This window comes from Nocardia sp. NPDC060255, from assembly GCF_042727395.1.
GTDB lineage: Bacteria > Actinomycetota > Actinomycetes > Mycobacteriales > Mycobacteriaceae > Nocardia.
The window spans coordinates 190,887-211,100 of record NZ_JBHXAU010000013.1 but is presented as its reverse complement, the minus strand read 5'-3'; the positions used below and the strand labels follow the sequence as shown (position 1 = coordinate 211,100).

Sequence of the window (20,214 nt, the reverse complement as noted above, 5' to 3'; positions counted from 1 at the left end):
TCGCCGTGTGACAATCGCCGGGTCAAGGCCATCGGCGCGTTGGGACGGCGGACATGGATCTATCGGGTATTCGGATCATCGACGCACATATTCATCAGTGGGATCCGTTCACCACTCCCCGGGAATTCAGCGGGACGGCGAAGTTGCTCCGGGCGGTGCCGCTGCCGATGGATCTGGTCAAACGGCTGGCGCCGCGTCGGGATCGGGAATTCACCGGGGACCCTACGGCTTTCAGTCGTCCCTACCTGCCCGCGGACTATCGGGCGGATGCCGGGGACGAGCCGATCGACACGATCGTGCATATCGAGGTCAGCTGGGCCGGGAAGGAAGCGCTGGCCGAGGCCGATGAGACGGCCTGGGTGGCCCGATTGCCGTTCGGCGGCGACAATCCCGAGCTCGGTGCGATCCTCGGCAACGCGAATCCCGCGGCACCCGACTTCGCCGCACTGCTCGACGCGCACCTCGCCGCCGCGCCACTGCTGCGCGGCATTCGCGCGCATGTGGCGCATCATCCCGATCCGGGTGTCCGGCCGTACGCCGACCACCCGGGCGCGCTCGCCACGAAGGAGTTCCTGAACGGCTTCGGGGAGCTGGCCGGGCGGGACCTCTCGTTCGAGGCGTGGGTGTACTCGCATGCCCTGCCCGATGTGACGGCGCTCGCCGAGCGGTATCCGGAGGTACCGATCGTGCTCAACCATCTCGCTACTCCCGCAGGCATTTTCGGCCCGATCGGCAAGCACACCGGCACCGATCCGAGCCTGCGGCGCGCGCTGTTCCTGCGCTGGCGCGACGACCTGTCCGCACTCGCCGAACGCCCGAATGTGGTCGCGAAGGTGAGCGGTCTGATGATGCCGGTCCTCGGCCATCCGGTGCCGCCACGCGGCACATCCACGCCAGTTCCGGTGCTGGTGGACCGGATTCACCCGCTCATCGACCATGCTCTCGACGTGTTCGGGGCGGACCGCTTGATCTGGGGCTCGAATTTCCCGGTGGACAAACCGATTACCACCATTGCCGGCAGCATCGAGGCGGTCGCCACCTCGGTCACCGCACATGGTGGCGGGCAGGCCGAGCTCGCGCACATCTTCCGGGATACCGCCCGGCGGGTGTATCGGATCGACACGAAACCCATTATCCCGCAGGGATAATGATCGCCAGCGGCAGGTATTGGGTGGCGAGCAGTGCGCCGAGGCGGCAGGTGTGTTCGATGATGCGGTCGCCGTCGATGTCCATCGCGCCGGTGCGCCACGCAGTGAGCAGTTCGATGAAGCCGCCGATGCCGACGAGGGTGCTCATCCGGAACTCGAGCTCGTCGGCGTCCGGGCGCAGGTACGGCCGGGACGTGACGACGAGCAGGTCGGTGGCGTCGGTGAGCATCGACTTGCGGCGCTGCTCGAGCACGGCGCTGCCCGCGTGGTCGGCCAGCAGGATGCGGGCCCGCCCGTGATCGTCGGATTGCAGGCGCACCACGCGGGTCACCGCCGTACGCAAGATCTCCAGCGGGGGCCGCTCGAGGTTGTCGGTGAAGATCGCGGCCAGATCGGCGAACACCTCGGTGCAGACCGCGTCCCAGGCCGCGCCGAGCAGTGCGTCGCGGTCGGCGAAGTGCTCATAGAAGTAGCGGTCGTTGAGTGCGGTGCGCTGGCAGACACCGCGCATGGTCACGGCCGCCCAGCCGTTCTCGATCCAGCAGTCGAGGGCCGCGTCGATCAGCCGCGCGCGGCGTTCGGCGCGCCGCTCCTCGGTGGTGCGGCCGCCCCAGGTCCGGGCCGGTACACGCAGGCTCATGGTTGACAAAGTACCCCACCGCGCGCCTAATTGGTGGCATGTGCGGCCAATTACCGATTGGCGGCGCTCAGCACCGGGTCGACTCCGCCGTCCACGCCGCGGACACGGCCCATGACGCACGGGCGGTGGCGCGACGCAGCGCACCGGATTCGGGAGGTGGCATGAGTAGCAACGGCATCGATCATGAGGTGATCATCGTCGGGGCGGGGTTCTCCGGCATCGGGGCCGCGATCAAACTGCAGGAGGCCGGATTCGACGATTTCCTGATCGTCGACGAGGCTGACGGCGTCGGCGGCACCTGGCACTGGAACACCTATCCCGGTATCGCCGTTGACATTCCGTCGTTCAGCTATCAGTTCTCCTTCGAACAGCGCGCCAGCTGGTCCCGAACCTACGCGCCGGGCCGGGAATTGAAGGCGTACGCCGAATCGTGCGTGGACAAATACCAGCTGCGGCCGCGAATCCGGTTCAACACCAACATCACCGAGGCCGAGTTCGACGAGGACGGCTGCCGCTGGCGGCTGCACACCGCCGACGGCGGCGAGCTCACGGCGCGCTTCGTCATCAGCGCCACCGGCGTGCTCACCCGGCCCAAGCTGCCCGAGATCCCCGGCGTCGAGGACTTCACCGGGGTCACCATGCACACCTCGCGCTGGGACCATCAGCAGGATCTGCGCGGCAAGCGGGTCGCGATCATCGGCACGGGAGCGTCTGCGGTGCAGGTGATTCCGGAGACCGCGCCCGAGGTCGAGCAACTCGTCGTCTTCCAGCGCACGCCGATCTGGTGCCTGCCCCGGCTGGATCTGCCGCTGCCCAAGCCGGTGCAGTGGGCACTGCGGATACCCGGCGCGCGGTCGCTGACCCGGCTGATCAGCCAGACGTATGTGGAGATCACCTTCCCGATCGCCGCGCACTATCACACGAGTCTGCCGACCGCCGCGCTCGGCGAGCGGGCCGGTCACGCGCATCTGCGCAGCCAGGTGCACGATCCGGCGATCCGGGAAAAGCTCACGCCCCGTTACGCTTTGGGCTGCAAACGGCCCAGCTTCTCGAACGACTACCTGGCCACGTTCAACCGCGACAATGTCGTGCTGGAGACCGACCCGATCGAGCAGATCACCAGCACCGGCGTGCGCACCGCCAGCGGCACCGAATATCCGGTCGACATCCTGATTCTGGCGACCGGCTTCAAGGTGATGGAATCCGGCAACATGCCGACCTACGACCTGCGCGGCATCGGCGGTCTCGACCTGGAGAAGTGGTGGGACGAGAACCGGCTGCAAGCCTACGAGGGCGTCAGCGTGCCCGGCTTCCCGAACTTCTTCTCGATCATCGGCCCGTACGGCTACAACGGCTCGTCCTACTTCGCGCTGATCGAGAACCAGACCAGGCACATCCTGCGCTGCCTGCGGCACGCCCGCGCAGGCAAGGCCACCGTCGTCGAGGTGACCCGCGAGGCCAACGACCGCTTCTTCCAGGAGATGCTCGACCGCCGCGGCGGCCAGGTGTTCTGGCAGGACAGCTGCTCGGTGTCGAACAGCTACTACTTCGACAAGCACGGCGACGTGCCGTTGCGGCCGTCGACCACGGTCGAGGCGGCCTGGCGCAGCGGGCATTTCGACCTGTCCGACTACCGGTTCGCGACGTCGGCGTAACCGCCGCGAAGGTGTCGGTGCCCGTCGTTACGATCCGGCGTATGAAAGCTATCGGCACCTTCTCCGTCCTCTCGTTCATCCCGACCCAGGTGGTTCCCGACCCACCCATCGACACCGCGCTCCCGGTCGGCGTCGCACACCTCGTAAAGGAGTTCGACGGCGAGGTCACCGGTCGCTCGTCGACCTTGTTCACGGCGGCCTTCGACCAGGCCACCGGGACCGGGACCTATGTCGCGATGGAGTCGTTCGAGGGCGCACTGAACGGCGATGCCGGCAGCTTCAACTTCGCCCATTCGGCGACGACCTCGGGCACCGACCGCACCGCCGAGTACTTCGTCATCGTCCCGGCCAGCGGTACCGGCGCCTTGGCCGGTATCACCGGAACCGGCGGCCTCAGCGTGGATGAGGCCGGTAGCCACCACATCTGGTTCGACTACGAGCTCGACTGAGCTCAGGGCAGGAAGGCAGCTGCCAGCTGCCGGGTGAGGGTTTGCCGGGCGGTGGTCAAGGACGGGCCGTACCAGGTGAGGCTGCGGCCCTCGACCAGCGCGACCGGTGTTTCCGGAAAGACTTCGGGCCCATCGGTTCTGGTGAAAACGTAAGGCTCGTCGGGGAGGACAGCGAGGTCGATTCCGGTGGTCAGTTCATGCTCGGTGAGGCGTGGGTAGCGATCCGGACGGTCTGCGTGCACGAGGTGCAGGCCGAGGCGGGCGGCCAAGTCGCCGGTGAAGGTGTTGCGGCCGACCACCATCCACGGGTTGCGCCAGATCGGGATCACCGCGTTGCGCGGTGGCGGAGGTGGGGGCGCCCAGACGGATTCAGCCTCGGTGAGCCACGGCGGAATGTCGGTGCCGAGGGCGACGGTGCAGAGGCGCTTCAGCGAGGTGAGCGCCTCGTCCACCGTTTCGATTCTGGTGACCCACACCGGAATGCCGGCCGCGCGGAGGCGGTCGACATCGATGCGGCGGTTCTCCTCCATGTTGCACAGCACCAGATCGGGCGCGAGTTCGACGATGCGGCGCACATGCGGGTTCTTGGTGCCGCGCACGCGTTCGACCGCGAGATCGGCCGGATGCGTGCACCAATCGGTGGCGGCGATCAGAACGTCGGGACAGGTCGCGGCGACGGCCTCGGTCAACGAAGGCACCAGCGACACCACCCGCCGCGGCGGCCGCGCGAGCAGCACGGCGACGCCCAGATCGTCGCTGAAGGTCATCGGACCGGATGCCGGCCACGAACTGTCGCCTGCCACGTCTACCAGACTAGGCAGTGCGGGGTGCGGCCCGAAGTTCGGTGCAAGGGCAGCGGCTGGGCAACCCTCGGGCAGTTCCGGGGCGGGTTCGGTGCGCGCAGACTGAGTGAGGCATCCGGTGTCGGGAAGTCCCGGTCCCTGTGTCACCGGACCTGATCCCGCCCCGAAAAGTCCGGAGACAACCGCAAGCCCCGACGCCGGATGCCCACCAAGCTCGATCAGGCCTCGAACAGGCGATACAGCGCGGTGAGCTCGCGCAATCCAGCTGCGGCGATCGACTCTTCGGCCGAGGTCATCCGCAGTGCCTTGCGCAACAGCAGCGGGTCGAGATCGTCCGGGGCAGGCCGGAATTCGATCTTCGGTAGGTCCGGCAGCGCGGTGTCGTCGCCGTACGGATCGTCGGAGACGGTGGACTGCAGGTCACGTTCGATGCCGCCGATCAGGGTGTCCAGGTCCAGGCCGCGCAGCGCGAGGATCTCGCGCGGACGCTCGTCCAGCCGTTCGGCGAGCAGGTAGCAGACCGCGGCCACGTGTTTGCACGGCCAGCCCGGGTCGGGGCAGGTGCAGGTGAAATCCAGGTCGGCGGCCGTGGTCGGCAACAGCAGCGGGCCGAGCGCGGTCGGCAGCGCACCGGACGCGATCTCGGCGAGCATGCCCGGCGCGTCCCGGATCGTCTCGATGAGTAGCTCGAGTTCCTCCTCCCGCAGCGGCCGCACGGTGAACACCGCGGTGAACGGACGAGGTTGACTGCCTTGCACTTCCGCGACCACCGAGCCGGGCTCGATCCGATAGCTGACCACCTGCCCGGCCCGCGCGTAGGTGCGGCCGCGCGACATGCGCCCGGCGTCGGCCATCTGCTCGATCGCCTCGAGCAGCGCCTTGCCCCACCAGGTGCGCCCGAAACCGCCACGGCGACTGCGTGCCTCGACCCCGCCGCACACCGGGCGGCGCTTGCCGTACTCGTTGTAGTCGATGTAGGGACTCATTCGCCGACCGCCTCCGCGCCCAGCGTGAACAGCTCACGCAGGTCGTCGGTGCTCATCTCGGTGATCCAGTTCTCCCCCGCGCCGACGGCCAGATCGGCGAGTTGCCTTTTGCCGTTGATCATTTCGTCGATCCGCTCTTCGATGGTGTCGACGCAGACCAGCTTGCGCACCTGAACATTGCGCTGCTGCCCGATCCGGTAGGCGCGGTCGGTGGCCTGGTTCTCCACCGCCGGATTCCACCAACGATCCAGGTGCACCACGTGATTGGCGGCGGTGAGGTTGAGGCCGGTGCCACCGGCCTTGAGCGACAACAACATCAGTGGCGGGCCATCCGGTTCCTGGAACCGGGTGACCATGCTGTCCCGGCGCTGCTTGGGCACCCCGCCGTGCAGGAACGGGACCTCCGTGCCGAAGCGTTCGACCAGGTAGGGCGCGATGAGCTCGCCGAACTCGCGAAACTGGGTGAACAGCAACGCTTTCTCGCCGTCCGCGAGCACCGCGTCGAGCACGTCCTCCACCAGCGCGAGCTTGCCGGAGCGGTGGCTGCCACGGTGCAGCACGTGCGAACCGTCGCCGAGGAAGTGCGCCGGATGGTTGCACACCTGCTTGAGCCTGGTCAGCGCGCTGAGTACGGCGCCCTTGCGGGCCATGCCCTTCGCGTCCTTGATCTTGGCCAGCATGTCGTCGACCACCGCCTGATACAGCGCGGCCTGCTCGACGGTCAGGTTGGCGCGCACCGTCATCTCCAGCTTGTCCGGCAGATCGGTGATCACGGCGGGATCGGTCTTCACCCGGCGCAGCACGAACGGCTGGGTGATCATCCGCAGCCTGCTGATCGCGTTCTCGTCGCGCTCGCGTTCGATGGGCACGGCGAAGCGGGCACGGAAGGTCTGCGGACTGCCGAGCACCTTCGGCACCGCGAAATCCATGATCGCGCGCAGCTCCTCCAGCCGGTTCTCCACCGGAGTTCCGGTGAGCGCCAGCCGATGTCGGGCGGGCAGGCTGCGCGCCGCGCGGGACTGCCTGGTCGCGGCGTTCTTGATGTGCTGTGCCTCGTCGAGCACGATCCGGTCCCACGACTGCCGCTTCAGCTCGTCGAGGTCGCGGGCAAGCAGGGAGTACGTAGTGATCACCAGGTCCGCTTCGGCTACCGCGGCATCGAGTTCGTCGCCGGAGCGCCTGCCGACCCCGTGGTGCACCCACACCCGCAGGTCCGGCGCGAAACGCTCGGTCTCGCGTTGCCAGTTGCCGACCACCGACATCGGGCACACCAGCAGCGTGGGGCCCGGCATACCGTCCGGCCGAACACCTTCCGGGCCGTCCGGCCGGACAACGCTCGCCGCCGACCCGCCGCCGGTCTTGCGCAGCCGTGCCTCGTCGAGCGAAATCACGACCGCGCCTTCGACACTCGCGTCTGACGACGTACCGGCACGACTAGCCGCCTTGCCTTTCTTCGCCGGCGAGTCCGCGCCCGCACGCAACGCTGCCTCGCGTTCGTGCACCAACAGCGCGAGCACCTGGACGGTCTTGCCGAGGCCCATGTCGTCGGCCAGGATCGCGCCGAAACCCATCCGGCTCATGGTCGCCAGCCAGGCGAGGCCGCGTTCCTGATAGGGCCGCAGCTGCGCCTTCAGGCCGACCGGCGCGGTGATCGGTTCGAGCTCGCGGGTGCGATCCAGGATGTCGGCGGCCCAGCCGGTGGCGGTGACCTCGGTGACCGGCACCTGTTCGACGCGACCGCCCGCGAGTTCGCCGATCAGGTCGGCGAAGGTGATCTCGGAGGTGTCGGTGTGCGCGGCGACGTAGCGGGCGGCCGCGGCCAGCACCTTGTGGTCGGCCTGCACCCAGTCGCCGCGCAGCTGGACCAGATCGGATTTGCTGCTGACCAGGCGGGCCATCTCGGCCTTGGTCAGGATGGTGTCACCGAGCGCGAGTTCCCACCGATAGGAGACGAGTCCCGGCATGCCGACGGTACTTTCGGCGGCAGGCACCGCGCTCTCCACCCGCAGCCGCATGGTCGGGGCGCTGACATTCCAGGCACGCGGCAACAGCAGTCGCACACCGGAGGCCTGTAGGGCGTGCGCGCCGTGCTCGACCAGATCGACGACGACCTCGGTCGGCAGCAGCAGATCCATCGAGCGTGGATCGCTGGGCAGGTCACGCAGGCGCGGATACGCCCGCTGCGCCTCCCCCAGTTTCTCCACCGCGATCCGCAGCAGATTCGGATCAGCGTGCAGCAGAACGGGATTCGGTGCCTCGCCGTCGACCTGCAGGCAGACTTCCAGCCGCCACAGCGCCACCGATTCGTCCGCGGTGCCGAGCTCGCCGTCCGGCTCCAGCAGGCGCAGCACCAGTTCCGGCTCGTCGCCGGTCAAGGTGGCTCGCCAGTGCTCGAGCGTCTCGGCCACCCGGTAGCTGCCCGCGTCCAGCGCGACATCGCGGACAAGCGCGTCCACCAGCGGATGCGCCGAGTCCGGCGGGTCGATCAGTGCGCGGGCGATCGGGTCGGTGAGTTCGGTGACCAGGTCGTCGAGCAGCACGTTCGGCCGGCCCGCCACCTGCAGCGCGGCGGGCATGGCCACGGCCAGCTCGGCCAGCCAGGCGCGCTGCCGCTCGCCGCCGACCAGTCGCCAGCGCATCCACCATTGGCCGTCCGCCCTGCGCAGCTCCGGCACGATCCGGCCGGCCCGCACCCAGCGCTCGACGCCGTGCGCGACATGGGCGAGGAAGCGCAGATCACCCGACACCGTCTCGGCCGGAAGTCGCTGCCGCAGTGCCGCGGCGGCGGCCGCCGGGGCCATTGCGTGTGCGCGAACCTGCTCGGTCGCCGTGCCATCCGGGCCGAGGACCAGCACGTCTGCTCGATGCCGGAATTTGGACGCGCTCAATACGCTGCCCAACGGGTCGGGCAGCGCGGAAAGGGGTGAGTCGTGCCAGAGCAGCAACCCGGATCCCGGCGACCACAGACCGTGCAGCATCAACCCATCCAAGCAGGTGGGTCCGACAGCGCTGCGGGCACGGCGATCGGTCTTTTCTGGATTTCTGGGCCCGGGCGGAACATACTTGAATATCCGCTGGTCAACGGAGGCAATCATGACGATTCTGCTCCAGGTTCTCGAGCAGAGCTTCACGCCGACGACGCCGTGGGAACGGCGCAAATTCACCTTCATCAACGCCGAGAAGATCGTCGGTATGCGGCTCGACGGTCAGTCCGGCGTGTGGCTGGACCTGTCCCGCCCCGGTGAATCACAGCGCCTGGCCAGAACCCTCGACTCGCACGACGCCATCGCCTTCCTGCTCGCCACCTTCGCCAAGCTCGCCGAATGCGAGGAACGCGGCGGCTCGTGGCTGATCGGGCACGACGGCGCGAACGCCGAGTCGATTTCGGCCACCCGGTTCCCGCCGAGGGCAAGCGAGGTCGCCGATGACGACCTGCTCGCGCGAGCCTGGTTGTGAGGGTTGTGTCGCCGCGCTGCTGACAACTGCTCGTGCTTCAGGTTCAACGAATGTCGGTCCTGCCGAGTACATCTGGTGCCATGGACATTCGGCGTTGGCTCGTCGGCGCGCTCGTCGCGCTGTCCGTCGTCGGGTGCGCCCAGCTCGGCGCGGCCCCGGTCGCGCCCGCGCCGGGTAGTCCTACCAGAGCCGAGCTGGAGAACTTGCTCGCCGGTGTGCGGGTGGTGCCGGATCGGCCGCATCCCGGCGGTTACGACCGAGGGTGCAAGCCGGGGCAGGGCTGTGTGTTCGGGCCGGCCTGGACCGACGACAACGACGGGCCCGGCGGACACGACGGCTGCGATACCCGCAACAACGTGCTGGCCAACCAACTCGTCGGGGTGAACTTCCGGCCGGGCACCCACCATTGCGTGGTCGTCGGCGGCACGTTGAACGACCCGTACACTGGCAAGCGGATCCCCTTCAAGAGGGCCGACGCCAACGATATGCAGATCGACCACGTCTTTCCGCTGGCCGCCGCCTGGGACCTGGGCGCGGCCGCCTGGCCCCGCGAACGCCGCATCCGCTTCGCCAACGACCTCGACTTCACCCTGCTCGCCACCGACGGCCGCACCAACGAGGCCAAGGGCGACAAGACACCCGCCGAATGGCTACCGCCCGCCCGCGCGAACCACTGCTTCTACGCGGGCAAGTACCTCACGGTTGCCGCGCAATACGAGCTGGCGTTGACCGAAGCCGACAGGTCCGCATTGCAAGGCGTGACGCGCACGTGCCCATGAGCACCGAACGCCCGACTAAGCGCAGCGCGACCGTTAGGAGAAATCAGCTTCCGGTCGCGACAGGCCGCTTCGGGTCGTTCGACCATTGCGACCATGAACCTGGATAAAGGGCGGCGTCGATGCCGACGACGGCGAGGGCCGCGACCTGGTGGGCCGCGGTGACGCCGGAGCCGCAGTAGACCGCGACCGGTTCGGCGGTGAATCCGGCGAAGCGGTCGCGCAATTCGGCCGGGGCGCGGAAACGTCCGTCGGCGTCGAGGTTTTCGGCAGTAGGGGCGCTGATGGCGCCGGGGATGTGGCCCGCGCGCGGATCGATCGGCTCGATCTCGCCGCGGTAGCGCTCGCCCGCGCGGGCATCGAGCAGCACGCCGCGCCAGCGGGCGGCCGCGTCGGCATCGATGACCTTCAGGTGGCCTGGGCTCAGTGCGACGTCGCCGGGTTCCGGATCGGGCTCGGTGCCGGTGGCGAGTTCGCCGCCCGCGTTCGTCCAGCCGGGCAGTCCGCCGTCGAGGATGCGCACGTCGGCGATGCCGGCCCAGCGCAGCAGCCACCAGGCGCGGGCGGCCGCCATGCCGCCGGTCGCGTCGTAGACGACCACCGGATCGCCGTTGCGGATGCCCCAGCTGCGGGCGCATCTCTCCAGCTGCGCGATGTCCGGCAGCGGGTGCCTGCCGCGTGCGGGTGAGGGCGGCGCGGCCAGCTCGGTCTCCATGTCGACGAACACCGCGCCAGGGATGTGGCCGTCCAGATAGTGTTGCGGCCCGTCCGGGTCACCCAGCGACCATCGGACGTCCAGCAGGCGAACCTGCTTGTCCGACAACGCTTCCCGAAGCTCCACCGGCGAGATCAGTACCGCGCTCAACCCAGCTCCTAGTCCAGTAATCGCACCTTCGCGCACCGAATACCCACCAGACTACGCATCTGAACAGGGCAATGTGGCTGCACCCCAGCGCTACTCGCCGGTAAGGGCAGTCGGCGCACCGAGTGCCCGCAGGTGCCTGCCACCCTATGCCGCCCCGGCCGCCCGGAACGGCAATTCGGTCCAGTTTCGGTCGACTGGCCCGTGACGGACCAGTCCAGTTGCGGGCAGGATCGCCACAATGTCGAACGTTTCCCCGCCCGCCGAGGCACCTGCCGATCAGCACAGCGGGCCCGCACCCACCGTTGCGCCCGCGGTCGGCCTCGGGCAGCCGATCAGCGCGGGCGTTGTCACCGCGCTGATGGGTTTCACCAGTTCCTTCGCGGTGGTGTTGAGCGGACTGAACGCGGTCGGCGCGAACGCGGTGCAGGCGGCCTCGGGGCTGCTCGCGGTGTGTGTCACGCAGGCGATCGGCATGCTGCTGCTCAGTTACCGGTATCGGATGCCGATCACGCTGGCCTGGTCGACGCCCGGCGCCGCACTGCTGGCGAGCACCGGCGCGGTGGTCGGCGGCTGGCCGGCCGCGGTCGGCGCGTTCGCGATCGCCGGGGTGTTGATCGTGATAACCGGGCTGTGGCAGCGGCTCGGGCGGCTGGTCGCCGCGATTCCGGTGGAGATCGCGCAGGCCATGCTGGCCGGGGTGCTGCTGCCGCTGTGCCTGGCGCCGGTGAAGGCGGTGCAGTCCAGTCCGGCGGTGGTGATTCCGGTGATCCTGGTGTGGCTGGTGCTGCAGCGGGTGGCCAAGCGCTGGGCGGTGATCGCGGCCTTCGGCACGGCGGCGGCCGGCTCGGCGATCAGTATCGCCGTGCAGCACCGGCACCTGGACTTCGCCGCGATGGTGCCATCGGTGGAACTGACAGTGCCGCACTGGAATTGGCAGGCGATCATCGGCGTCGCGATACCGCTCTACATCGTCACCATGGCATCGCAGAACATTCCGGGCACCGCGGTCATGAAATCCTTTGGCTACCAAGTCCCTTGGCGTGCGACAATGACGGTCACCGGCATCGGCACCATCCTCGGCGCGCCAGCGGGCGGCCACGCCATCAACTTGGCCGCGATCAGCGCCGCCCTCTCGGCGGCTCCGTCGGCCCACCCCGATCCGAAGAAGCGCTGGATCGCCACGTTCACCTCGGGCATCGGCTACCTGGTGCTCGCCCTCGGCTCGGCGGCCCTGGTCACCCTCATCGCCACCGCGCCCAAAGGAACTCTGGAAACTGTTGCAGGCCTTGCCCTGCTGGCCACGCTGGCTGCGGCGTTGACCGGTGCACTCAGCTCCGAAAAGCATCGCGAGGCAGGCATCGTCACCTTCTTGATCGCCGCATCAGGCGTGGGCTTCCTCGGCATCGGCGCTGCGTTCTGGGCCCTCATCGTGGGACTCGTAGTCCGCAAGGTACTGACTCTCCGCGACTGACCGGCGTGGTCAGGCGGGAGCTGGGTGCGGGGTTGCGGTGTCGCAGTGGTCTTGTGGTTCGGCGATGGCCGGCTGCTCCGCTGATATCGTAGTGGCGCCGCCTCGGGCGAGCACGCTCAGTTTGGTGTGGTTGACGAGCAGGTTGAGGGTGAAAGCTGTTGTCGCGCCCAGGGTTATGCCACTGGTGAGCAGGATCTGGGCCGAGGACGGGAAGTGGACGAACATGCCCTTCGCCATCACCGGCAGCAGGCCGACACCGACGGCGGTGGCGACGATGGTGGCGTTGACCCGGTCGCCGAGATCCGCTTTGCGCAGGGTGTCGACGCCGACGACGGCGATGGTGGCGAACAGCACCAGCCCGACACCGCCGACCACCGGCTGCGGGACCGCCGCGACGATCGCGCCGAAGCGCGGCACCACCCCGAGCAGCACCAGGATGACACCGCTGGTCGCGGTGACGTAGCGGCTGAACACCTGAGTGGCGGCGACCGCGCCGACATTCTGGTTGAAGATCGTGTCGATGAACGCGGTGAACATCCCGCCGAGCACGCCGGAGAGCCCGTCACCGACCAGGCCGCGCGCCAAATCGCCCTTGCCGATGGGCTTTCCGGTGATCTCGCTGATCGCCAGCATGCTCGCCGTCGACTCGGCGAACACCACCGCCATCACCACGCTCATCGCGACCACCCCGGCGATCGGGAATTCCGGCGCGCCGAAGTGGAACGGCTTGGGCAGGCCGATCCAGGCCGTCCCGGCAATACCGTCGGTGTCGATCAGGCCCATCGGGATGGCGACGACAATGCCGACCACCAGGCCGATCAGCACCCCGAGCTGAGCGACCATGCCGCGGCCCAGGCACAGGAATCCGACGGCGATGAGGAAGACCACTCCGGCGAGCGCGATATGGGACGGCGCGGCGAAGGTCGGCGCCTTCGGGTCGGTGCCGATGATCAGCCCGCCCGCCACCCCGATCAGCGAGACGCCGACCACGGTGAGCACGGTCCCGGTGACCAGCGGCGGAAAGAACCGAACCAGGCGGGCGAACGGCCAGGCCAGCGCGACGCCGACGACACCGCCGATCATCATCGACCCGTAGACCGCGGCCAGCCCGTACTCCTCCGCGATCATGATCATCGGATCGAGCCCGATGAAGGTGGCCCCGCAGATGATCGGCAGCCGCGCACCCGCGAGCTTGGCCACCCCGAGGCTCTGCACCAGCGTGATCACCCCGGCGATCAGCAGGTCCGCGCTGATCAGCAGGCCGATGGTGGCCCGATCGAGCCCCGCGGCCGCGCCGAACACCAGCGGCACCGTGATGCACCCGGTGTACATGATCAGCACGTGCTGGATGCCGAAGGTGAGCTGCCGCCCGAAGGGCAACCGGGTATCGACTGAATGCGCTGTCACTACCATGCCTACAGAACTAGTCGGTCTTCTTTACATCGAGCGCCCGCAATGTTTCCCCCGCGTGACATCACACTTCTATATCTCTCGCTAGATACGGCTGAGCAGGGTGAGCGGGTCTTCGAGCAGGCTTGCGGTGGTGGCGAGGAAGCGGGAGGCGAGTTCACCGTCGATCATGCGGTGGTCGAAGCTGATGCCTAGGGTGGTGACCCAGCGGATCGCGAGTTCGTCGCGGAAGACCCACGGGCGCTTGCGGATCGAGCCGAGGCACAGGATCGCCGCCTCGCCGGGGTTCACCAGTGGTACGCCGGTGTCGACGCCGAACACGCCGACATTGGTGATGGTGAAGGTGCCGCCGCGCAGGTCGGTGGGGCTCGCGCCGCCGGAGCGCGCGGTCTCGGCCAGCCAGCCGATCTCGCGGGTCAGGTCGCGCAGGTTCAGCGTCTGCGCCTCCTTGATGTTCGGCACCAGCAGGCCGCGGTCGGTGGCCACGGCGACGCCGAGGTTCACGTAGTGCTTGGTGACGATCTCCTGGTTCGCCTCGTCCCAGTAAACATTGATCTCCGGGTATTCGGCCAGTGCCGCCAGTACTGATCGCGCCACTAGCGCGAGCGGGGTAAGGGTCAGTCCGGCAAAGGATTTGGTGCTGCGCAGGTGGTCGAGCAGCTCCATCGACGCGGTGCAGTCGAGGGTGACGAAGGTGCTCGCCTGCGGGATGGTGCGGGCACTGGCCAGCATGGCGGCCGCGGTGCGCTTACGGATGCCGCTGATCGGTGTGCGAACCTCGCGGGCCGGTGGGCGGATCACGCCGCCGTCGGGATCGGCGACGGCAGGTGCGGGTGTTGCCTGCGTGGGCTGCGGTTGACCGGCCAGGGTGCGTGGTTGCGAGACCGGGACCGCGCCGCGCACGTCCTCGACGGTGACCGCGCCATCCGGACCGGAACCCGCGACGAACCACAGATCGATGCCCAGCTCACGGGCAAGCCTGCGAGCAGCCGGTGTGGCGGCTGCTCTAGTGGTGGTCAGTGGTGGTCTTGTGTTGTGCGAGAGGGGTTCCGCGGCTTCCTCTTCGGGAATCGCGATGACAGGCGAAATCGCTTGCGCAGCAGGTGATTCACTCTGGTCGACAATGGAGTCCGACGCCGCAGCGGACCCCGAATCTGCCTCCGCAGCAACGGATACGGCGGCAACGGGCCTGCGTCGCCGCGACACCGTTTCCCCCTCCGGCCCGTAACCGACCAAAACCGCGGTCCGCCCCGAACCGGGCGCGTCACTCGATACCTCGGCCCCGTTCGTCGCACTCGCCTGACCGGTCGGCGCCGCATCGCTGCGCACCCGAATCAACGGCGCTCCGACCAGCACGGTCTCCCCCGGCTGCGCGAGCAACTCCACCACCTGCCCGGCGAACGGCGACGGCAACGCCACCACCGCCTTCGCCGTCTCGACCTCGGCGATCGTCTGATTCAGCTCCACCGCATCGCCGACGCTGACCGACCAGGACACCAACTCGGCGTCGGCCAGCCCCTCACCCAGGTCGGGGAGCCGGAATTCCAGGACGTTGCCCCGGCCCGGCTCGGCACGTTCTTCCACGTTGGCACCTCTCACTACGGCGACCGGCGTCAGGCGGCGAGTGTTCGATCGACCGCGGCGAGGATGCGGTCGGGGTCGGGCAGGTGGAACTTTTCGAGCTTAGCGGGGGGATAGGGGATGTCGAATCCGCCGACGCGCAGCACCGGCGCCTCCAGGTGGTAGAAGCAGCGTTCGGTGATCCGCGCGGCGATTTCCGCACCGAGACCGGCGAAAACGGGCGCCTCGTGGGTCACGATCAGCCTGCCGGTCTTGGCGACCGACTCCTCGATGGTGTCGAAGTCGATCGGCGAGAGGCTGCGCAGATCGATCACCTCGAGCGAATGCCCTTCCTCTGCCGCGATTTTCGCGGCCGACAGCGCGGTGGCCACGGTGCCGCCGTAGGCGACCACGGTGGCATCGGTACCGACGGTGCACACCCTGGCCCGGTCGAGCGGCAGCCCACCGTCGCGGTCGAGGGCGAGGAAGTCGAGGTCGGCCTTGTCCCAGTAGCGCCGCTTGGGTTCGAAGAAGATCACCGGGTCGTCCAGCGCGATCGCCTGGCGGATCATCAGATACGCGTCGGCGGGATTACTCGGCGTCATCACGCGCAGCCCGGCGGTGTGCGCGAAATAGGCTTCCGGCGATTCCGAATGGTGCTCGACCGACCCGATCCCGCCACCGAACGGAATGCGAATCGTGATGGGCGCGTTCACCTTTCCCTGCGTCCGGTAGTGGATCTTGGCCACATGCGAGACGATCTGATCGAAGGCGGGATAGACGAATCCGTCGAACTGGATCTCACACACCGGCCGGTATCCGCGCAGCGCCATGCCGAAAGCCGTTCCCACGATGCCGGATTCGGCGAGCGGGGTGTCGATGACGCGGTTGTTGCCGAAGTCCTTCTGCAGGGTGTCGGTGACCCGGAAGACGCCGCCGAGGCGGCCGATGTCCTCGCCCATGAGAATGACCTTGGGGTCGTCCTCCAGCGCGCGGCGCAGTCCGGTATTCAGCGCTGCTGCGAAAGTCGTGATCATGAAGGGACTCCTTCCGGTCGCGCGGCCGCCTCGCCGGGATCGCCGGCCAGGTATTCCGCGTACTCCCGTCGCTCTTCGGTGATGAGCGCGTGCGGGGTGGTGTAGACGTGTTCGAACAGATCCATCGGTTCGGGGTTCGGCATCTCGATGGTGGAGGTGCGCACCTGGCGGGCGACCTCGTCGGCGTGCTCGGCGACCTGACGCTCGAAGGCGTAGTCGGACAGCGATTCCCGTTCCAGCAGCCGGCGTAGCCGGTCGATCGGGTCGCGGCGGGCCCACTCCTCGGTCTCCGCCGACGCGCGGTAGCGGGTGGGGTCGTCGGCGGTGGTGTGCGGGCCCATCCGGTAGGTGAGCGCCTCGATGAAGGACGGTCCGCCGCCGGCGCGGGCGCGCGCCACCGCCTGCCGCGTCACGGCGAGTACCGCGAGCGCGTCGTTGCCGTCGACCTGCACGCCGGGGATGCCGTAGCCGTAGGCCCGGCGCACGATCGGGGTCTGGCTCTGCACCCGGACCGGTTCGCTGATCGCCCAGTGATTGTTCTGGCACAGGAACACCACCGGCGCGCTCCAACTCGCGGCGAAGCCGAGCGCCTCGGCGATGTCGCCCTGACTGCTCGCGCCGTCGCCGAAGTAGGCGATGGTCGCGATCTCGGCGCCGTCCAGGTGCGCGGCGTAGGCGTAGCCGGTCGCGTGCAAGCCCTGCGAGCCGACGATGATGTTCGGGTTGGTCATGTTGACCGCGTTCGGGTCCCAGCAGGAGTGCGCGACGCCGCGCCAGAGCCGGGTGATCTCGGTGGGATGCACGCCGCGGCAGTACGCGACGGCTGCCTCGCGGTAGCTGCAGAACACGTAGTCGTCCGGGTGCAGGGCGTGCGCGGAACCGACCTGAGTGGCCTCCTGCCCCAGTAGCGGGGCCCATAGCCCGAGTTGGCCCTGTCGTTGCAGGGCGGTCGCCTCGGTGTCGATCCGCCGGGTGACGACCATGTCCTCGTATAGGGCGCGTAGCTGCTCGGGTCCGACGTCGGCGACCAGCGCGGCATGCTCTCGATCGAGGACGCGGCGACCGTCGGGCTGGACCAATTGAACCGGATACTCGACCTTGTCTGGCATCGGTAGCCGCCTCCTCACCATTCCGGTGTGCTCTACCTCACAGCATCCACGATAATGCGATCTGCGCAAGTGATAGACACGCGAATGCGCAGAATGCTCAATTCTTACCCCAGTCGCAATGTCATACTGCGCGTATGACCAGAGAAACCGTCGACGTGACCTTGGACGCCACCGACGCCAGGCTATTGCTGGAACTGGTCGCCAATCCGAGAGCCACCGGCGTGGAGCTGGCCGCCCGGCTCGGGCTGTCCCGCAACACCGTGCAGGCCCGGCTGTCACGCTGGGAGGCGGGCGGCGTGCTCGGCAGTTTCGAGCGCCGGGTGCAGCCGCGCGCGCTGGGCTATCCGCTGGCCGCCTTTGTCGCGGTGGTCGTCGACCAGCACCAATTGGATTGTGTCGTAGACGAACTCGCCGAGGTGCCGGAGGTGACCGAGGTGTGCGGCATGACCGGACTCACCGATCTGACGGTCCGCGTGGTCGCCAGGGACGCCGACGACCTGTATCGAATTGCCGGGCAGATACTGAAGATTCCCGGCGTCGAGCGCACCAACATGGCGCTGGTGATGCGGGAGCTGGTCGGCCCGCGCACCGCGCCGCTGCTGAATCGACTCTCGCGCGGTAACTGACCGATATTTATCCGCGGAACCGCTTGACCGCGCACCCGATAGATCCGTTGTCGAATTCGTAGCGGCGAGCCCGCGCAGCCCCACTAGGGTGCGGGAATGGAGATTTCGGGCAAGGTTGCGATCGTCACGGGGGCCGGCGCGGGCATCGGAGAGGCGTTGGCCCGCAAGCTGGTTGCCGACGGTGCGCGCGTGGTGCTGGCCGACCTCAATGCTGACGGAGCGACCCGTGTCGCCGAATCTCTGGGTGCCGCAGCGGTCGCGGTCGGCGGCGACGTTTCGGACGAACGAGTGATCCGCGTGCTGATCGATCGCGCCGAGTCCGAATTCGGGCCGGTGGACCTCTATTTCGCGAACGCGGGCATCGGCGGCGGCGCCGGGCTCGACAGCACCGATGCGCAATGGGCGTCGGCGCTGGAGGTCAATGTGCTCGCCCATGTCCGGGCGGCACGGCTGCTGGTCCCCGACTGGCTGGCGCGCGGGTCAGGCTATTTCGTGTCGACCGCGTCGGCGGCGGGCCTGCTCACCCAGCTCGGGTCCGCGCCCTACTCGGTCTCCAAGCATGCTGCCGTCGGATTCGCCGAGTGGTTGTCAGTCACCTACGGGGACAAGGGCATTCGAGTGAGTTGCCTCTGTCCGATGGGGGTGGACACCCAACTCCTGCATACCGGCCTGGTCCCGTCGGAGCACGCCGCCGAGGCCGAACTCGCGGTGAAGGCCGTGAAGACGGCGGGCGCGGTGCTGTCCCCGGATCAGGTCGCCGAGATCGTCGCCGCCGGTATCGAAGCCGAGCACTTCCTGATCCTGCCGCACCCGGAGGTACTGAAGATGTACCGCCACAAGGGCACCGACTACGACCGCTGGATCGACGGCATGCGCCGCTTCCAGGCCGCACTGCAAGCCTGACCGCGTCCCCTGCCGCGCCGCCGCACGCCTTCTGATTTCTGGCACCGGAAATCGCATGCGAATTTAGGTGCCAGAAATCAGAAGGCGTGCGGTTCAAGGGGCGTCGTCAGCGGTCGACGACGATCTCCGGGTCGGCCGGCGGCTGGTCGAGGACGGTGCCCGAACGATCGCGCAGGAACTTGTCGAACATGGCCGCGACGTAGGTGCCTACCAGGGTCGTGGCGCGGTCGGCGGGGATAGGCCCGATGTATCGTTTGCTGAGCGGCCTGGCCGGTTCGGGTACCAGCGCGGGCATATCGGTGAAGTCGTAGTGGGCCGAATCCCGCAGCATCAGTTGGCGTTTCCAACCGGTGCCGTGCTGCCAGAACGCATCCAACGACGGCACGGCGTCGCCCACCTCGGTGATCTGCTGGCTCACCAGCACCAGTACCGGCCGGTCGACGCCCTCGGTCGCCGCACGGCCGAAATCCTCGTCGATGCCGATCTGCCCGTCGAGATCGACCGCGGCGTCGATGCGGCGGTCGTCGTGCATCGACTCGACGGCGGTGAATCCGCCGAGCGAGTGCCCGACCATGCCGATGCGGTCCAAGTCGAGGGCACGATCGATGCCTGCGGGCAGGTCACGATGTTCGGCGTCCGGATTCTCGCCGCGCGCAAGTCCCGTGAGTGAGTTCAGGACGAGCTGGATGTCGAGCATCCTGGCATCCGCGTACCGGTGCCGGGTCTGCTTGTCGAAGGCGGCCATCGGCGTACCCGGGATGAGCCTGCCACCGGGGAACTCCACCATCTGCACCTCATAGGTGTGGTCGATGGTCACCACCACGTAGCCTCTGCTGGCGAGATCCTCCGCCAGGCCGGTGCTCAGCACCCGCGAAACCCCCGCTCCCGGCGTAAACAGAAGCACCGGATACGCCGACCCCGCAAGCGCGGGTGCACCGCTGTAAGAGTTGGTGAGCAGGCCGGGCAGCTCGATACCGAAGCGCTTCCCGAGTTCCGGGATCAGCACGGTAGACGCGTAGTGTGCCCGCGGATATTTGTCGACCTGAGCGGCCGGATAGAACACCGACACCATCAACTCGCGGGACCGCGCCGGCTCGAACGGGTCCGGCCGCGTGGCATCGACCAGATGCAGAGTCGTTGTGCCGACCGGAGATTGGCCGCCCGGCCGCGGCAGCACCGTCACCCCCACCGGCGCAGCACCGGAAAAAGCGGTACTTCCCGCTACTAACGCGACAGCGGACAACAGCACGACAAACAACCGACTGATCAACATTCCCCCACGAGGTGGCGCAAGTTCTACTGCGACCACTCCCAGGCCGC

At 68.1% G+C, this 20,214-nt stretch carries 18 protein-coding genes; 8 read left to right on the top strand and 10 right to left on the bottom strand.

The window, feature by feature from the left end; translation table 11 throughout:
* Nucleotides 1-53 precede the first annotated feature (53 nt).
* A complete protein-coding gene (locus ACFWF1_RS24275; protein WP_379286343.1) occupies nt 54-1,148 on the top strand; it encodes an amidohydrolase family protein in 1,095 nt (364 codons plus the stop codon).
* Here ACFWF1_RS24275 and ACFWF1_RS24270 read toward each other — a convergent pair.
* Entirely contained in the window at nt 1,132-1,788 is a 657-nt protein-coding gene (locus ACFWF1_RS24270) for a TetR/AcrR family transcriptional regulator (RefSeq protein WP_379286345.1), read from the bottom strand. The genes ACFWF1_RS24275 and ACFWF1_RS24270 overlap by 17 nt on opposite strands.
* A gap of 161 nt (nt 1,789-1,949) precedes the next feature.
* Here ACFWF1_RS24270 and ACFWF1_RS24265 point away from each other — a divergent pair, with 161 nt between their 5' ends.
* Both ACFWF1_RS24265 and ACFWF1_RS24260 read left to right on the top strand, forming a co-directional pair.
* A complete protein-coding gene (locus tag ACFWF1_RS24265) occupies nt 1,950-3,443 on the top strand; it encodes a flavin-containing monooxygenase (RefSeq protein ID WP_379286347.1) in 1,494 nt (497 codons plus the stop codon).
* A gap of 41 nt (nt 3,444-3,484) precedes the next feature.
* A complete protein-coding gene (locus ACFWF1_RS24260) occupies nt 3,485-3,892 on the top strand; it encodes a DUF3224 domain-containing protein (protein ID WP_379286348.1) in 408 nt (135 codons plus the stop codon).
* A gap of 2 nt (nt 3,893-3,894) precedes the next feature.
* Here ACFWF1_RS24260 and ACFWF1_RS24255 read toward each other — a convergent pair whose 3' ends face one another.
* The 3 genes from ACFWF1_RS24255 to ACFWF1_RS24245 form a co-directional block, all read right to left on the bottom strand.
* A complete protein-coding gene (locus ACFWF1_RS24255) occupies nt 3,895-4,695 on the bottom strand; it encodes a helical backbone metal receptor (protein WP_379286350.1) in 801 nt (266 codons plus the stop codon).
* A gap of 218 nt (nt 4,696-4,913) precedes the next feature.
* The gene (locus ACFWF1_RS24250; RefSeq protein WP_379286352.1) at nt 4,914-5,681 is read right to left on the bottom strand and encodes an SWIM zinc finger family protein; all 768 of its coding nucleotides are present in this window, start codon (nt 5,679-5,681) and stop codon (nt 4,914-4,916) included.
* Complete coding sequence (locus ACFWF1_RS24245) at nt 5,678-8,659, bottom strand: DEAD/DEAH box helicase (protein ID WP_379286354.1); 2,982 nt, start codon at nt 8,657-8,659, stop codon at nt 5,678-5,680. Before ACFWF1_RS24245 ends, ACFWF1_RS24250 begins: the two co-directional genes overlap by 4 nt.
* Before the next feature lie 115 nt (nt 8,660-8,774).
* On the opposite strand from ACFWF1_RS24245, the gene ACFWF1_RS24240 reads away from it, so the two are divergent.
* Nucleotides 8,775-9,137 (top strand): hypothetical protein, encoded by a 363-nt coding sequence (locus tag ACFWF1_RS24240; protein WP_379286355.1) that lies wholly within the window; start codon nt 8,775-8,777, stop codon nt 9,135-9,137.
* Nucleotides 9,138-9,217: 80 nt separating this feature from the next.
* Complete coding sequence (locus tag ACFWF1_RS24235) at nt 9,218-9,916, top strand: HNH endonuclease family protein (RefSeq protein WP_379286357.1); 699 nt, start codon at nt 9,218-9,220, stop codon at nt 9,914-9,916.
* Between the two features lie 43 nt (nt 9,917-9,959).
* Here ACFWF1_RS24235 and ACFWF1_RS24230 read toward each other — a convergent pair whose 3' ends face one another.
* On the bottom strand, nt 9,960-10,778 hold the full coding sequence (locus tag ACFWF1_RS24230) for a sulfurtransferase (RefSeq protein WP_379286359.1): 819 nt from the start codon (nt 10,776-10,778) through the stop codon (nt 9,960-9,962).
* A 238-nt stretch (nt 10,779-11,016) separates the two neighbouring features.
* Here ACFWF1_RS24230 and ACFWF1_RS24225 point away from each other — a divergent pair, with 238 nt between their 5' ends.
* A complete protein-coding gene (locus ACFWF1_RS24225) occupies nt 11,017-12,249 on the top strand; it encodes a benzoate/H(+) symporter BenE family transporter (RefSeq protein ID WP_379286361.1) in 1,233 nt (410 codons plus the stop codon).
* Nucleotides 12,250-12,258: 9 nt separating this feature from the next.
* Here the strand turns inward: ACFWF1_RS24225 and ACFWF1_RS24220 are convergent, their stop codons facing one another.
* From ACFWF1_RS24220 to pdhA, 4 genes are all read right to left on the bottom strand, one after another.
* A complete protein-coding gene (locus ACFWF1_RS24220) occupies nt 12,259-13,656 on the bottom strand; it encodes a uracil-xanthine permease family protein (protein ID WP_379286363.1) in 1,398 nt (465 codons plus the stop codon).
* Between the two features lie 87 nt (nt 13,657-13,743).
* Nucleotides 13,744-15,207 carry a dihydrolipoamide acetyltransferase family protein gene (locus tag ACFWF1_RS24215; RefSeq protein WP_379286607.1) on the bottom strand — a complete coding sequence of 488 codons (1,464 nt, stop codon included), beginning with the start codon at nt 15,205-15,207 and terminating at the stop codon, nt 13,744-13,746.
* Between the two features lie 65 nt (nt 15,208-15,272).
* Nucleotides 15,273-16,256 (bottom strand): alpha-ketoacid dehydrogenase subunit beta, encoded by a 984-nt coding sequence (locus ACFWF1_RS24210; protein WP_379286364.1) that lies wholly within the window; start codon nt 16,254-16,256, stop codon nt 15,273-15,275.
* A complete protein-coding gene (pdhA, locus tag ACFWF1_RS24205) occupies nt 16,253-17,365 on the bottom strand; it encodes a pyruvate dehydrogenase (acetyl-transferring) E1 component subunit alpha (protein ID WP_379286366.1) in 1,113 nt (370 codons plus the stop codon). Before pdhA ends, ACFWF1_RS24210 begins: the two co-directional genes overlap by 4 nt.
* 134 nt (nt 17,366-17,499) lie before the next feature.
* Here pdhA and ACFWF1_RS24200 point away from each other — a divergent pair, with 134 nt between their 5' ends.
* A complete protein-coding gene (locus tag ACFWF1_RS24200) occupies nt 17,500-17,991 on the top strand; it encodes an Lrp/AsnC family transcriptional regulator (protein ID WP_379286368.1) in 492 nt (163 codons plus the stop codon).
* 96 nt (nt 17,992-18,087) lie between these two features.
* Complete coding sequence (locus ACFWF1_RS24195) at nt 18,088-18,894, top strand: SDR family oxidoreductase (protein ID WP_379286370.1); 807 nt, start codon at nt 18,088-18,090, stop codon at nt 18,892-18,894.
* A 106-nt stretch (nt 18,895-19,000) separates the two neighbouring features.
* Here ACFWF1_RS24195 and ACFWF1_RS24190 read toward each other — a convergent pair whose 3' ends face one another.
* Nucleotides 19,001-20,167 (bottom strand): alpha/beta hydrolase family protein, encoded by a 1,167-nt coding sequence (locus tag ACFWF1_RS24190; RefSeq protein ID WP_379286371.1) that lies wholly within the window; start codon nt 20,165-20,167, stop codon nt 19,001-19,003.
* Between the last annotated feature and the right edge of the window lie 47 nt (nt 20,168-20,214).

Excerpts from the sequence above, each read along its gene's own strand:
- ACFWF1_RS24275 (WP_379286343.1), top strand. The coding sequence starts at position 54 with ATGGATCTATCGGGTATTCGGATCATCGACGCACATATTCATCAGTGG.
- ACFWF1_RS24270 (WP_379286345.1), bottom strand. The coding sequence starts at position 1,788 with ATGAGCCTGCGTGTACCGGCCCGGACCTGGGGCGGCCGCACCACCGAG.
- ACFWF1_RS24265 (WP_379286347.1), top strand. The coding sequence starts at position 1,950 with ATGAGTAGCAACGGCATCGATCATGAGGTGATCATCGTCGGGGCGGGG.
- ACFWF1_RS24260 (WP_379286348.1), top strand. The coding sequence starts at position 3,485 with ATGAAAGCTATCGGCACCTTCTCCGTCCTCTCGTTCATCCCGACCCAG.
- ACFWF1_RS24250 (WP_379286352.1), bottom strand. The coding sequence starts at position 5,681 with ATGAGTCCCTACATCGACTACAACGAGTACGGCAAGCGCCGCCCGGTG.
- ACFWF1_RS24245 (WP_379286354.1), bottom strand. The coding sequence starts at position 8,659 with ATGCTGCACGGTCTGTGGTCGCCGGGATCCGGGTTGCTGCTCTGGCAC.
- ACFWF1_RS24240 (WP_379286355.1), top strand. The coding sequence starts at position 8,775 with ATGACGATTCTGCTCCAGGTTCTCGAGCAGAGCTTCACGCCGACGACG.
- ACFWF1_RS24235 (WP_379286357.1), top strand. The coding sequence starts at position 9,218 with ATGGACATTCGGCGTTGGCTCGTCGGCGCGCTCGTCGCGCTGTCCGTC.
- ACFWF1_RS24225 (WP_379286361.1), top strand. The coding sequence starts at position 11,017 with ATGTCGAACGTTTCCCCGCCCGCCGAGGCACCTGCCGATCAGCACAGC.
- ACFWF1_RS24210 (WP_379286364.1), bottom strand. The coding sequence starts at position 16,256 with ATGATCACGACTTTCGCAGCAGCGCTGAATACCGGACTGCGCCGCGCG.
- pdhA (WP_379286366.1), bottom strand. The coding sequence starts at position 17,365 with ATGCCAGACAAGGTCGAGTATCCGGTTCAATTGGTCCAGCCCGACGGT.
- ACFWF1_RS24200 (WP_379286368.1), top strand. The coding sequence starts at position 17,500 with ATGACCAGAGAAACCGTCGACGTGACCTTGGACGCCACCGACGCCAGG.
- ACFWF1_RS24195 (WP_379286370.1), top strand. The coding sequence starts at position 18,088 with ATGGAGATTTCGGGCAAGGTTGCGATCGTCACGGGGGCCGGCGCGGGC.
- ACFWF1_RS24190 (WP_379286371.1), bottom strand. The coding sequence starts at position 20,167 with ATGTTGATCAGTCGGTTGTTTGTCGTGCTGTTGTCCGCTGTCGCGTTA.